This is a genomic window from Nocardiopsis sp. iso_186, assembly GCF_056173365.1.
In genome coordinates this window covers 2,521,512-2,536,159 of sequence record NZ_CM149670.1, presented here as the reverse complement: position 1 = coordinate 2,536,159, position 14,648 = coordinate 2,521,512, and the positions used below count along the sequence as shown (strand labels likewise).

Sequence of the window (14,648 nt, the reverse complement as noted above, 5' to 3'; positions counted from 1 at the left end):
TTCTGTGCTGTCCCGGCGAAGCGCCGGTTCGGGTCGAAGAGGGAGGTGATCGCTAGCGGGCGTTGCGCACCGCACGCTCCAGGCGGTCGGCCAGGACCGGCCCGATCACCGACAGGGGTCCGTCCTGGGTCATCTGGGCGTGGGCGCACTCGACCGGGTGGTCCTCGATGGCGCCCGAGACGTAGGGCTCCCAGGTCCGGGCCAGCGGGTCGCCGGGGTTGCGGTCCAGGGTGGCGGTGAAGAACAGCAGGTCGCCGTCGAAACGGGCCGGCTCCTCGGTGCGCAGCAGTGCGGCGTGGTGGCCGAAGCTGTGCACCATGGAGCGGATGGTCGCCTCGTCCAGGCTGCTCATGGGATTGTGGTTGCGGTGGAAGATCTCCAGGATCTTGGTGGCGTCCAGGCCGACCAGTTCCTCGGGTTCGGCCTCGTAGCCCAGCGCGTGCACCAGTGCGGCGAACATGGCGCTCTCCCCGCCGAAGTCGGCGTTGGACTCCTGCTTGGTGGGGTAGGCGTCCAGGATCGCCAGGGTGTCCACCTGTTCGCCCCGCTCGCGCAGCCGTGCGGCCAGGGCATGGGCGATGTTGCCGCCGAAGGACCAGCCCAGGATGTGGTAGGGCCCTTCGGGCTGGACCCGCTGCATGTGGTCGATGTAGTCGTCGGCCAGTGCGGTGAGGGTGGCTGCGGGGTCCGCGTCGCGCTCACCGGGAACCAGGCCGGGCGCTTGGAGGCCGTAGATGGGGTGCTCGGTGCCCAGGTGACGCATCAGCCCGGAGTAGCTCCAGGCCAGACCGCCGGCGGGGTGGACGCAAAACAGCGGGGTCGCCGAACCGGTGGGGCGCAGGGCCAGGACCCGGTCGAGGCCCCCCTCCTCGGCGCCGTCGTCAACGGCGGCGAGCAGTTCGGCGACGGTGGGCGCCTGGAAGAGCATCCGCACCGTGACCGGGGCGCCCAGCGCCTCGCCGACCCGCGCGGCCAGTTGCGGGGCCAGCAGCGAGTGGCCGCCCAGCTCGAAGAACCCGTCGTGCACGCCCACGCGCGGCAGGTCCAGGGCGGAGGCGAACAGCGTGCACAGCTCGGCCTCGCGCGGAGTACGCGGGACACCGTGGATCCGGTCGGTGGCCGCGCCCTCGCCGGGGTCGGGCAGGGCGGCGCGGTCGAGCTTGCCGTTGGGGGTCAACGGCAGCCCTTCGACCGGGACGAACAGCGCGGGCATCATGTACTCGGGCAGGGTGGCCGCGAGGTGGCGGCGCAGTTCGTCGGGGCCGGGCCCCGGACGGGTGCGGCCGACGACGTAGGCGACCAGGCGGGTTCCGGCGTTGTCGCCGGTGTGGGCGACCACCGCGGCCTCGGCGACGTCGGGGTGCTCAGCGAGGACGGCGCTGATCTCGCCGGGCTCGATCCTGAAACCCCGGACCTTGACCTGGTCGTCGGCGCGGCCCATGAACTCCAGGGTTCCGTCGGCGCGCCAGCGCGCCAGGTCCCCGGTGCGATACATCCGCTCCCCCGCGGGTGCGAAGGGGTCGGCGACGAACCGCTCACCGGTCAGCGCTGGACGGCTGCGGTAGCCGCGGGCCAGGCCGGCGCCGGCGATGTAGAGCTCACCGACGGCGCCGACGGGAGCGGGGTGCAGACCGCCGTCGAGCACGTAGGCCCGGCTGTTGCCGACGGGGCGCCCGATGGTGGGGGCCTGCCCGACCTCGATGGGGGCGACCAGGCTGTCCACGGTGGTCTCGGTGGGCCCGTAGAAGTTGTAGGCGCGTACCCCGGCGTGCTCGGTGAGCGTGCGCCACAGGTCGGCGTCCACCGCCTCGCCGCCCAGGGCGACCACTCCGGGGCCCCGGTCGTCGTCGAGCAGACCTTCGGCGAGGAGTCGGCGGATGTGGCTGGGGGTGGTCTCGATGGCGTCGATTCCCTCGTGGGCGAGGTAACGGACGAGGCCGGCGGAGTCCCGGCGCACGTCGTCGCCGATGACGTGCAGTTCGTGTCCGTCCACCAGCCACAGCATCGGGTCCCAGGAGGCGTCGAAGGCGACGCCCGCGGTGTGGGCGACCCTGGGGCGCCGGCCGAGCCGTTCACGGGTGGGCGCGAACAGTTCGGCCCGGTGGCTGGCGAAGAGGTTCACCAGTGCGGCGTGCTCGACCTCCACCCCCTTGGGGCGCCCGGTCGAACCCGAGGTGTAGATGACATAGGCGGTGTCGGTGCCGCTCAAGGGGCGGACGCGCTCGGTGTCGGACAGGTCGGCCCCGGCCCCCGGCCGGGACGGTCCGCCCGGGGCGGTGTCGCCCAGGAACAGGGCGGGGTGGCGTGCCGCGAAGCGTTCCCGCAGCTCGGGAACGGTGATCACCTGGGCCGGGCCGGCGTCGTCGAGCATCCCCGCGAGGCGCTCGTCGGGCGAATCGGGGTCCAGGGGCAGGTAGGCCGCGCCGGACTTGAGCACGCCCAGCAGCGCCACGACCGTTGCGGCCGAGCGCGGCAGCAGGACCCCCACGACGTCTCCGGGGCCGGTTCCCTGCTCGACGAGGGTGCGGGCCAGGAGGTTGGCCCGGGCGTTGATCGTGCCGAAGTCCAGGCGCTCGCCGCCGGCGACCACCGCAACGGCACGGGGGGCGGCCTGGGCCTGGTACTCGAAGAGGTTGACGACGGTGGCGGCGGGCGCCACGCGTTCGGGGCCGCGCCCCTTCTCCAGGAGCCCGGTGCGCTCGGCGCGGGTCAGGATGTCGAGGCGTCCGATCGGGGTGCGCGGGTTGGCCGCGGCGGCCTCCAGCAGCCGCACGTAGCGCTCAGCGATGGTGGTGGCGGTGGCGGCGTCGAACATGGCGGTGCTGAACTCCAGGGTGCCCAGGATGCCGTCGGCCGCACCGAGGTGGTCCTCGCTCTCGGCGAGGCTGAAGGACAGGTCGAACTTGGCCGCTCCCCCGCTGACCTCCGGTTCGGGCCGGACATCCAGGCCGGGCAACTCCAGGGTGGGGGTCTCGGTGTTCTGTAGGGTCAGCATGGTCTGGAACAGCGGGTGGCGGCCCAGCGAACGGGACGGCCGCAGCCGCTCCACGACCCGTTCGAAGGGCACGTCCTGGTCGTCGAAGGCGTCGAGGTCGCCGGCGCGCACCCGCTCCAGCAGTTCGGCGAAGCCGGGGTTGCCGGAGGTGTCGGTGCGCAACGCCAGGGTGTTGACGAAGAACCCGACGAGGTCGTCCAGCGCGGGGTCGGTGCGCCCAGCGACGGGACTGCCCAGCACGATGTCCTCTCCGGCTCCCAGGCGGGTGTAGAGCGCGGCGAGACCGGTCTGCAGGACCATGAACAGGCTGGCCGAGGAGCCGCGGGCCAGGTCCAGCAGTCGGCGGTGCAGGGCGGCGTCGATGCGTACCGCGACGGTGGCGGCCGGTTGCGCCGAGGAGGCCGGGCGGGGGCGGTCCGCGGGCAGGCGCAGTTCCTCGGGTGCGCCTGCCAGGCGCTGCTGCCAGGCGTCGAGGCTGCGGCTGACCGGACTGGCCGGGTCGCTCTCCTCGCCCAGGACCGATCGCTGCCACAGGGCGTAGTCGGCGTACTGCACGGTCAGGTCGGAGCACAGCGCCGCGGTGCCGTGCACTCGCGCGGTGTAGGCGGTGGACAGGTCGCGGGCAAGGGGCGCGGTGGACCAGCCGTCGCCGGCGATGTGGTGCAGGACCAGCAGCAGCACGTGCTCGTCGGGGCGGAGGCGGAACAGGTGGGCGCGCAGCGGCGTCTGGTGCACCAGGTCGAAGCCGGTGCCGGCGACGCGCGCCATCTCCGCGCGCAGGGCCTCCTCGGAGCCGGGGAACGACATCAGCAGCGGCGGAGCGGCCTCCTCGGGGGCGAGGACGTGCTGGTGGGCGACGCCGTCGAGGTCGGGGAAGACCGTGCGCAGGCTCTCGTGGCGGGCGGTGACGTCGCCAAGGGCCAGGCGCAGTGCCCGGGTGTCCAGCTCGCCGGTCAGGCGCACGGCCATCGCGATGTTGTAGTCGGCGGCCGTGTCGTCCATGCGGTTGAGGAACCACAGGCGCTGTTGTGCCGGCGACAGCGGAAGCCGCTCGGGGCGGGGCATCGGGCGCAGCGGCGGCTGGGCGCGCTGCCCGCTGTCGAGGGCGGCTGCCAGGCGGGCGGCGGTGGGCTGTTGGAAGAGGGTGCGGATCTCCAGTTCGACCCCCATGACCGCTCGGACCCGGGCGATGAGGCGTACCGCCAGCAGCGAGTGGCCGCCCAGGGCGAAGAAGTCGTCGTCGGCGCCCACGGTGGGCACCCCGAGGACCTCGGCGAACAGGCCGCACAACAGCGACTCGTCACCGCCGCGGGGCGGGCGGCCCTGGCCGGGGCCCGGCTCGGGCTCGGGCAGGGCCGCGCGGTCGAGCTTGCCGTTGGGGGTCAGCGGCAGTTCGGCGAGTTCCACCACGGCCACCGGCACCATGTAGTCGGGCAGCCGCTCGGCGGCGCGGGCGCGCACGTCCGCGGTGTCCAGGCGGGTGCCGGGCCGGGCGGTGGCGTAGGCGACCAGGCGCGGGTCGCCGGCCTTGGAGGTGCCGACCACCGCGGCGGCCTGGGCGACGTCGGGGTGCTCGGCGAGCACCGCCTCGATCTCGCCGGGCTCGATCCTGAAACCACGGATCTTGACCTGGTCGTCAACGCGGCCCACGAAGCGCAGGGCCCCGTCGGGGCGGCGGCTGACGAGGTCGCCGGTGCGGTACATGCGGGTGCCGTCGGCGGCGACGGGGTCGGCGATGAAACGCTCCGCGGTCAGGGCCGGACGCCCCAGGTAGCCGCGGGCCAGGCCCGCGCCGGTCAGGTAGAGCTCCCCCACCACGCCGGCCGGGACCGGGCGCAGTCGGGCGTCCAGCACCCGGGCCCCGACGTTGGCCACGGGGCGGCCGATGACGGGCTCGGGCTCGTCGTCGCCGGAGGCGGTGACGCTGTCCACGGTGGCCTCGGTGGGGCCGTAGAAATTGTGCGCGGTGAGCCCGGGGACCTCGCGCAGGGTGCGCCACAGGGCCGGGTCCACGGCCTCGCCGCCCAGGGCGACGACCCTCGGCCCGGCGCCGTCGGCGAACAGTCCCAGTGCCGCGAGCTGGCGGGCGTAGGCGGGGGTGGTCTCGATGGCGTCGGCGCCGACCGCGTGCAGATGGGCGGTGAGGCGCTCGGCGTCGCCGCGGGTCTCGTCGTCGATCACGTGCAGTTCGTGGCCGTCCACCAGCCACAGGATGGGGTCCCAGGCGGCGTCGAAGGAGACACCGGCGGTGTGGGCCATGCGCAGCGGGCGTCCGGCGCGCTCGCGGGCCGGACCGAACACCTGCTCGCGGTGGGAGTAGAACAGGTTGGCCAGGGCCCGGTGCTCCACGGCCACGCCCTTGGGGCGCCCGGTGGACCCGGAGGTGTAGACGACGTAGGCCAGGTCGTGGGCGGCGGGGCCGACCGGCGCCGGGCACCGGGGCACGGTCAGCGGAAGGTCGTCCAGGCGCAGCACGGGGGCGTCCACGGCGATGTTGACCGTGGCCGCCGCGCCGGTGACGACCTGGGCGGGCCGGGAGTCGGCGAGCATGTGGGCGATGCGCTCACTGGGGTAGGAGAGGTCCACCGGCAGGTAGGCGGCGCCGCTCTTGAGCACGCCCAGCAGCGCCACGACCGTGTCGGCCGAGCGCGGCAGGAGGACGGCCACGACGTCGCCGGTACCGGTGCCGTGTCCGGCGAGGACGCGGGCCAACCGGTCGGAGCGGGCGTCGAGGTCGGCGAAGGTGAGCCGCTGGTTCCCCGCGACCACGGCGGTCGCTCCGGGGGTCCGGCGGGCCTGGTCGGTGAAGAGCCCGACGATCGTTGTGTCGGGCACCGCGCGGACGGGCCCTCGGGCGCCCGCCTCCAGGGCGCGCAGTTCGCCGGGGGCCAGGATGTCGGTCTCGGACAGGGGGGTGTCGGGGTCGGCGGCCAGGGCCTGGAAGACGCGGACCAGGCGATCGGCGATCACCCGGACGCTGGAGGCGTCGAAGAGGTCGCCGCTGTACTCCAGGGTGCCGACCACCCCGGCGGGGGTTCCGTCCTCGGCGAAGCGCTCGGCCAGGCTCAGCGAGAGGTCGAACTTGGCCGCGCCGGAGTCGGCGCCCGGTTCGGTCCCGACGTGCAGACCGGACATCTCCAGCCGGGCCTCGGGGGTGTTCTGCAGGGTGAGCATGGTCTGGAACAGCGGGTGGCGGGCCGCGGAGCGCGCGGGGCGCACCTCTTCGACGACGCGCTCGAAGGGGGCGTCCTGGTGGGCGTAGGCGGCCAGGTCGGTGGCGCGCACCCGGTCCACGAGCTGCCCCATGGTCGGGTTACCGGATGTGTCCGTGCGCAGGACGAGGGTGTTGACGAAGAAGCCGACGAGATCGTCCAGCGCGGGGTCGGTGCGCCCGGCGACGGGGGTGCCGATGGGCAGGTCCTCTCCCGCGCCGAGGCGGGTGAGCAGCGCGGCCAGCCCCGCCTGTAGGACCATGAAGAGGCTGGCGCCGCGCGAACGGGCCAGGGCGGCCAGGTCGCGGTGCAGGCGTGCGGGCAGTTCCACGGGAACCGCGCCGCCGCGGCCGCTGGGCTCGGCGGGACGGGGGCGGTCGGTGGGCAGGGCCAGTTCCTCGGGCGTCCCCGCCAGGGTGCGGCGCCAGAAGGCGAGCTGGCGGGCGATGTCGCTGTCGGGGTCGTCCTCGTCGCCCAGGGCCTCGCGCTGCCACAGCGTGTAGTCGGCGTACTGCACCGGCAGCGGCGCGAGCGCGGGTGCTCCTCCTGTGACGCGGGCGGAGTAGGCGGCGGCCAGGTCGCGGGCCAACGGGGCCAGGGACCAGCCGTCGCCGGCGATGTGGTGCAGGACCAGCAGCAGCACGTGCTCGCCGGAGTCCAGGCGAAACAGCCGGACCCGCAGCGGCAGCTCTGCGGAGGTGTCGAAACCGCGCGCGGACTCCGCGCGCAGCAGGCGGGCGAGGTCGGCCTCGGTGCAGGAGACGGCCGCGTAGTCCAGTCCGGCATCGGTGGCGGCCAGCACGTTCTGGCGCGGTTCCTCCTCGGTCCAGGGGAAGACCGTGCGCAGGGACTCGTGCCGGTCAACCAGGTCGGCGACGGCTCCGCGCAGTGCCGCGGGGTCGAGGTCTCCGCGCAGGCGCAGTGCGGCCGGGATGTTGTAGGCGGGCGAGGCGGGGTCGTAGCGGTTGAGGAACCACAGGCGGCGCTGGGCGTAGGACAGCGGGATCCGTTCGGGGCGCTCGCGGGGGGCGAGCACCGGCCGGTCGGTCCCCCCGGCCAACAGGCGTGTGGCCAGCCCGGCCACGGTGGGGTGCTCGAACAGGTCGCGGATGGGCGGTGCGGTGCCCAGGGCGTCGCGGATGCGCCCGATGAGCCGGGTGGCCAACAGGGAGTGGCCGCCCAGGGCGAAGAAGTCGTCGTCCACGCCGACCTCGTCCAGGCCGAGGGTGTCGGCGAAGAGGTCGCGCAGCAGGGTCTCCTCGGGGGTGCCGGGTTCCCGGGCCCCCGCGGTACCGGTGACGTCGGGGCGGGGCAGCGCGGCACGGTCGAGTTTGCCGTTGGGGGTCAGCGGGAGCGTGTCCAGCGCCATGATCTGAGCGGGGACCATGTGGCCGGGCAGCATCCGGGCGGTGTGCTCGCGCAGTTCGACCGGGTCGGCCGTGCCGGTGACGTAGCCGACCAGGCGGGGGTCCCCGGCGTCGGTGCGCACCACCACCGCGGACTGTTCCACGTCGGGGTGGGACAGCAGGACCGCCTCGATCTCGCCGGGCTCGACGCGGAAGCCGCGGATCTTGACCTGGTCGTCGGCGCGGCCCAGGAACTGCAGCGTGGCGTCGGGGCGGCGGCGTACGACGTCGCCGGTGCGGTACATGCGCGCGCCGTCGGCGGCGAAGGGGTCGGCGACGAACCGCTCGCCGGTCAGGGCGGGGCGGTCGAGGTAGCCGCGGGCCAGGTTGGCTCCGGAGAGGTAGAGCTCGCCGGGTGCGCCGTCGGGGACCGCGTGCAGACCGCTGTCGAGGACGTAGGCGCGGGTGTTGGGCACGGGGCGGCCGATGTCGGGCTCGGTGTCGGCGGTGATGGGGGCGATCAGGCTGTCCACGGTGGTCTCGGTGGGGCCGTAGAAGTTGTAGGCGCGGACGTGGTCCAGCGCGGCGAGGGCACGCCACAGGTCGGCGTCCACCGCTTCCCCGCCCAGGGCGACGACGGTGGGGCCGCCCGGGGTGGCCAGTCCCTCGCCCAGCAGGGCGCGGGCGAAGGAGGGGGTGGTCTCGATGGCGTCGATCCGCGCGGCATGCAGGTGGGCCATCAGCGCCTGGGGGTCGCGGCGGACCTCGTCGGGGACCAGGTGCAGTTCGTTGCCCTCGGCCAGCCACAGGATGGGGTCCCAGGAGGCGTCGAAGGACAGCCCCGCGGTGTGGGCCACGCGCAGCGGGCGCCCGGCGCGCTCGCGGGCCGGACCGAACACCTGCTCGCGGTGGGAGTGGAACAGGTTGAGCAGCGAACCGTGCTCCACGGCCACGCCCTTGGGGCGCCCGGTGGACCCGGAGGTGTAGATGACGTAGGCGAGGTCGGCCGGGGTGATGGGACGGGGGCGCTCGCCCGCGCCGATGGTGGTGTCGGCCAGGGCCTTGAGCGCGGCCCGGGTGTCGGCGTCGTCCAGCACGACGGTGCCGGGTGCGTCGTGCGCGGCGGTCCCGGTGTGGGCCAGGGTCAGGACGGGGCGGGCGTCGGCGGTCATCGCGGCCAACCGGTCGGCGGGGTAGCCGGGGTCCAGCGGAAGGTAGGCCGCACCGGACTTGAGCACCGCGAGCAGGGCGACGGCCAGGTCCGCACAGCGTGGCAGGCGCACGGCCACGATCGTTCCCGGGCGTGCGCCCCGGGCGAGCAGGTGGCGGGCCAGCTGATTGGACCGGGCGTCCAGTTCGGCGAAGGTGAGGCGGGTGTCGGGGGCGACCAGGGCGGTGGCCCCGGGGGTCTGCCGGGCGCGCTGCTGGAACTCGGCGACGACCGTGTGGGCGGGGCGCTCGCGCTCGGGGGCGCGCCCCGACTCCAACAGGGCGGTGCGCTCGGGCTCGGCCAGCAGCGCCAGGGCTCCCACGGGGGTCTCGGGGGCGGCGGCGAAGGCGCCGAGCAGGTCGAGGAAGCGGCGCTGGTGGTCGGCCAGGTCCTCGGCGGCGTAGAGGTCGGGGTTGGCGTCGAAGTCCACGCGGATGTCGCGCTCGGCGGTGACGCCGTGCACGATGACGGACAGGTCGTCCACGGGGCCGATGGCGAGGTTGTGCGCGGTGGCGGGGAGGCCGGCGAAGGTCATCGTCCCGGCGACGGGCAGCATGTTGACCGAGGGGCCGGTGAGCCGGCGCCCGGCGGCACCCTCGGCGCGCAGCAGGTCCTCGTAGCGGAACCGCTGATGGCGCAGGACCGCACGGGTCTCGGCGGCGACCTCGCGCAGGAGTTCACCGACGGGGGCGTCGGGGCGTACCCGCACGCGCAGGGGAACGATGTTGGAGAGCATCGCGGGGACCGAGCGGGCGTGACCGCCCTTGCGTGCGGTCACCGGCAGGCCCAGGGTGATGTCGCGGGCACCGGTGAGGCGGTGCAGGTAGACGGCGGTCGCCGTCAGGATCGCCGCCGGCATACCGGTCTGGTGGGCGCGGGCCGTGGCCAGGACGGCCTTGGCCTCGGCACGGGACAGGTGGGCGGTGGCGCGCAGGAGCGTGCGGGGCATGCGCGCCGGGGTTCCGGCCAGTCCGACGGGTTCTTCGGTCCCGGCGGTGCGCTCACGCCAGAACTCCAGGTCGTCGGCGTGCTGCGGGCTGCCCGGGTAGGCGGCGTCCGCGTCGAGGAGGTCGGTGAACGAGCCGAACGGCGCGGGGCCGGGGTCGGTGCCGGCGACGAGCGCGTCGTAGATCTCGGTGATGCGGCCCAGGACGAGCACGGCGCCGTAGCCGTCCAGCAGCAGGTGGTGGACGCGCTGGTACACGAAGTAGTGCTCGGGGCCCAGGCTGAACAGCACCTCGGCGAACAGGGCGCCGCCGTGCACGTCCAGAGGCTGGGCGAGGTCGTCGCGCATCCAGGCACGGGCCGCCTCCGCGGGGTCGGTCTCGCCGGTGAGGTCGACGACGGTGAGCTGCCAGTCGTCGGGGCGGTCAACCTGCTGCCAGGGCCGGCCGTCCTCCTCCCCGAAGCGCAGGTGGATGGCGTCGGTCTCCAGGACGGCCCGGCGCACCGCGGCGCGGAAGGTGGCGACGTCCAGCGGACCCTCGATCTCGATGTACTCGGCGATCGCGTAGACCGGGTTGGCCGGGTCGAGCTGCTGGGCGTACCAGAGTCCGGTCTGGGCGGCGGTGAGGGGCAGACGGGGGGATCCGGAGGCGTTCGTCATCGCTTACCTTCCAATCGCGCCGGGGCTCTTGGGGGGAGCCGGCGCAGGCCAGTGCGTCGGGGGCCGGGAACGGTGTGGCCCGGGGCGGGGGTCAGTCGGGTCGCGGTGGCGGCGCGATCCGCTGCTGTGGCGGCGAGGCACGCGAGGACATGTGCGCCTTGGCCTCCTTTCACTCCGAAAACTCCAATCGGTGGTGGTTCGCGGCCAATGGGAAAGAAGTTTGGGTGAGCAAGGTCACTTGAGGTGACTGGACGCCATTCCCCGGTTACGGCGAGCAAGGCGGCCCGGGAGCGAAAACCCCTGCGGCTGCGGCTGTCCGGCCGATGGACAGGACCACCGAACCGGCGTTTCATCCCGACGAAACGGGCAGAAAACAAATTTTTTGCCGTGCATCCCGCTCGGTGACGTTTGGTAAGGTCCCGCGCGCAAAGCGCGAGGCCGCACCCCGATGGGGGTGCGGCCTCGATGCCGGCAACGCGGCGAAGGTCAGTTGTTGATCTGGTAGTTGCCGATGAAGATGCTGATCAGGCCGCCACCGCCGAACAGTCCGCCCAGCAGGCCCGAGGAGCTCGCGGAGCCCTGCGCGGGCGGGGCCGCGGCCTGGGCCGGCGCGGAGGCGCCCAGCAGCAGGGCGGAGGCGAAGAGTCCGGAGACCCCGACGGCGAGGGTACGTCGGTAGATGGTGCGCATGATGACCTTCCAGGTGGATCGACACGGACCGGGCCCACGATCGATCGTCGGACCCATTCCTTATCCGTTGCCGTTTTTCGAGCGGATTGGTGGATCGGAACCGTTTTTCACCTGAAAGGCCACTGCCCCCACCCCTGAGGGGATGTGTCGCGATCGGGGCAAACGTCCGCCCTGGGCGGCTTCTCCCCTGGTCACCGGCGGAATTCGGACGAACCGACCGTGTGGTTGCTCCCCTGTTGGCCGGCGCTCGATTTTTTGTCGGCGCGGTGAAGAGATCGCGCCCCCGGCCCGTCGAAAACCGGTGGAGGCGCCGACGGGGGCCGTGCCCGGCTGACGGGACGGAAAATCAGGACACGCCCGGGAGCGCGGACCGGGGACGCTACCCGACAGCGGTCACCCCCTGGGAACGGCAGCGGTGGCGCGCATCCGCCCTCGGCTGGGTGGGGTGGGCACTGGACGTGCGCGGCCGGTGCCCACGGGGTGGGTTCGCGGTGCGGTTGCGGCCCGGGGCGGCGCTGCCTGGGATCCGCGTCGGGGACCACTCGGACGCATGGTTCGGGGCCGCCGCGCCCGCCGGTCCCTTCGGGGCCGGACCGGGCGATGCCCGGGGTCTCCCCTCCCCCGGGTGTTTCGCCACCGTGACCGCGGCGGGCGCGGCCGAGCCGCTCCTCTGGGGAGCGCGCCCGGTTCCGGCGACGAAAAAGGCAGGACCCACCGCTTCGGCCTGCGCGGAACGACGCTCCTCTCCCCGCAGGCGGGCGGTGGTCGGCGTTGCGGGCCGGAGTGACGGTAGACACACACCTCCCAATAAGTTTTCATAATTAATGAATTCGCCGGCCCGCAGCGACAGGGAGCACCATGCCCGACCCCCAGTCCTTTGCCCCCCCGCCCGGCGCAGCCGGGCGTTTTCACGGCCGCACCGCCCTGGTCACGGGCGCGGCCCGGGGCATCGGGGCCGCCACCGCGCAACGGCTGGCAGCGGATGGCGCGTCGGTACTGGTCACCGACATCGACACCGAGGGCGGCCGGGCGGTGGCCCAGGCGATCGACGCGGCCGGGGGCACGGCGCTGTTCCAGTACTGCGACGTCTCCGACGAGGAGTCCTGGCACCGGGCGGCAGCCGTCGCCAACGACGCCTTCGGACCGGTGTCGATGCTGGTCAGCAACGCCTACCGGGTGACCATCGCTCCCGCCCACCAAACGACGCTGGCCGACTGGGACGCCCAGATCGGTGTGAGCCTGACCGGGACGTTCCTGGGGGTTCGGGCCTGCCTGGACGACCTGCGCGCCCACCGGGGCAGCGTCGTGGCGGTCTCCTCCGTGCACGCCCTCGTCGGCCTCCCGGGGCGCCCCGCCTACGCGGCGGCCAAGGCCGGACTGACCGGGCTGACCCGGCAACTGGCCGTGGAGTACGGCCCGCAGGTGCGGGTCAACAGCGTTCTCCCCGGACCGATCCTGACCCGCGCCTGGGACGGCGTCAGCGACGCCGACGTGGCGATGAGCGTCAACCAGACGGTCGCGGGCCGCCTCGGCGAGCCCGCCGAGGTCGCCTCGGCCATCGCCTTCCTGCTCTCCCCCGACGCTTCCTACATCACCGGCACGTCACTGCTGGTGGACGGCGGTTGGAGTTCCTACAAGACCTCGGCCTGAGACCCCCCGCCACACGAGAAGCGAGAGTCCATGCCCTCCTATCGAGGCCGAGGCGTCCACGGCCGCACCGTCGAACTGCTGGGCCGGCGCATCCTGGCCGGCACACCCCCCGAGGGCGCGGTCCTGGACCTGCCCGCGCTGGGCACCGAGCTGGGCGTGGGGCTGAGCGCACTGCGCGAAGCCGTCAAGGTGCTGACCGCCAAAGGACTGCTCGACGCCCGCCAGAAGCGCGGGACGTTCGTGCGCCCGCGCTCGGCGTGGAACCTGCTGGACGCCGACGTGCTGCGCTGGCAGATGCGCAGCGGGGCGACCGCCCGGCTGATCCGCGACCTCGGCGAACTGCGCGAGGTGGTGGAGCCCGCGGCGGTGCGCCATGCGGCGACGCGCCGCACGGAGGCCGACCTCGCGGTCCTGGAGGAGGCCCTGGCCGCCATGGCGGCCACCCTCGGCGACCCCCTGGAGCACGCATTGGCCGACCTGGCCTTTCACCGGGCGCTCCTGGCCGCCTCCGGCAACGAACTGCTGGCACGCATGGACATCGCCCTGGAGCCGGGGCTGCTCGAACGCGACGTCCTCGTGCACTCGGCGGCCCCGCACGCCGACCCGATCCCCAGTCACCGGGCGGTCGTGGACGCGGTCCGTTCGGGCAACCCCGACGCCGCCGAGATCGCGATGCTCAGCCTGCTGGCCTCGGCTGCGGCCGACGCCGAACACCTCACCACCGACCCCTTCTGAGGAGCGCCCGCGTGAAGATCACCCGTGTCGAGACCTTCGCCGTCCCACCCCGCTGGCTGCTGTGCCGGGTGGAGACCGACGACGGGGTCGTGGGCTGGGGCGAGCCCGTCGTGGAGGGACGCGCGGCGACCGTGCGCACCGCCGTGCACGAACTCGCCGAACTGCTCGTCGGCCGCGACCCGCTGCGGGTGGAGGACCACTGGCAGTTGATGACGAAGGCGTCGTTCTACCGGGGCGGGCCCGTGCTCTCCAGCGCGGTCGCCGGCCTGGACCAAGCGCTGTGGGACATCGCGGGCAAGCATCTGGGCGTGCCCGTGCACGTCATGCTGGGCGGGCCCGTCCGCGACAGGGTGCGCGCCTACAGCTGGGTGGGCGGCGACGAGCCCGGTGACGTCGGAGAGTCGGTCGCCGCGCAGGTCGAGGCCGGTTTCACCGCGGTGAAGATGAACGCCTCCGGGCGGATGAACCGGCTGGCCACCGTCCGCGACATCGACCTGATGGTGCGGCGCGCCGCGGCGGCGCGCGCGGCGCTCGGCGACGACCGCGACTTCGCGGTGGACTTCCACGGCCGCTTCACCACGGCCAACGCCCGCCAGGCCATCCCGCACCTGGCGCCGCTGCGTCCGCTGTTCGTGGAGGAGCCGCTGCTGCCCGAGCACACCCATCTGCTGGGCGAGGTGACGCGTTCGACCACGGTGCCCGTCGCCACCGGCGAGCGGCTGTTCTCCCGCGCCGACTTCCTCCCCGCGCTCCAGGCCGGGATCGCCGTGGCCCAGCCCGACCTCTCCCACGCCGGCGGCATCTCCGAGGTGCGCCGCATCGCGTCCCTGGCCGAGGTCTACGACGTCCAACTCGCCCCGCACTGCCCCCTGGGACCGGTCTCCCTGGCGGCCAGTCTCCAGGTCGCCTTCGCCACCCCCAACTTCCTCATCCAGGAACAGAGCATCGGCATCCACTACAACAAGGGGGCCGAGGTCCTGGACTACCTGGCCGACCCCGAGGTGTTCGCGTTCCGCGACGGCCACATCGACCGGCCCACCGCGCCGGGCCTGGGCATCGAGGTGGACGAGGCGCGAGTACGCGCGGCCGACGGCTCGGCCCCCGACTGGCGCGGCCCGGTGTGGCGCCACGACGACGGCTCCTTCGCCGAGTGGTGACCGGTCTGTCCCCACCCGTCCCTACAGTGGGGCCACTGACGATCCGC

The 14,648-nt window shown here is 73.8% G+C and carries 5 protein-coding genes; 3 read left to right on the top strand and 2 right to left on the bottom strand.

Going from position 1 to position 14,648, the window contains the following annotated elements; translation table 11 throughout:
- Positions 1-52: 52 nt before the first annotated feature.
- Both AC0VYP_RS11245 and AC0VYP_RS11240 read right to left on the bottom strand, forming a co-directional pair.
- The gene (locus AC0VYP_RS11245; protein WP_475473919.1) at positions 53-10,369 is read right to left on the bottom strand and encodes an amino acid adenylation domain-containing protein; all 10,317 of its coding nucleotides are present in this window, start codon (positions 10,367-10,369) and stop codon (positions 53-55) included.
- 486 nt (positions 10,370-10,855) lie between these two features.
- Complete coding sequence (locus AC0VYP_RS11240) at positions 10,856-11,059, bottom strand: hypothetical protein (protein ID WP_285761842.1); 204 nt, start codon at positions 11,057-11,059, stop codon at positions 10,856-10,858.
- An 858-nt stretch (positions 11,060-11,917) separates the two neighbouring features.
- Here AC0VYP_RS11240 and AC0VYP_RS11235 point away from each other — a divergent pair.
- From AC0VYP_RS11235 to dgoD, 3 genes are read left to right on the top strand one after another with little or no spacing between them, the layout of a single operon-like run.
- Entirely contained in the window at positions 11,918-12,709 is a 792-nt protein-coding gene (locus AC0VYP_RS11235; RefSeq protein WP_475473916.1) for an SDR family NAD(P)-dependent oxidoreductase, read from the top strand.
- A gap of 30 nt (positions 12,710-12,739) precedes the next feature.
- The gene (locus tag AC0VYP_RS11230) at positions 12,740-13,444 is read left to right on the top strand and encodes a FadR/GntR family transcriptional regulator (protein ID WP_285761840.1); all 705 of its coding nucleotides are present in this window, start codon (positions 12,740-12,742) and stop codon (positions 13,442-13,444) included.
- An 11-nt stretch (positions 13,445-13,455) separates the two neighbouring features.
- The gene (gene dgoD, locus AC0VYP_RS11225) at positions 13,456-14,601 is read left to right on the top strand and encodes a galactonate dehydratase (protein WP_475473914.1); all 1,146 of its coding nucleotides are present in this window, start codon (positions 13,456-13,458) and stop codon (positions 14,599-14,601) included.
- Positions 14,602-14,648: the final 47 nt, after the last annotated feature.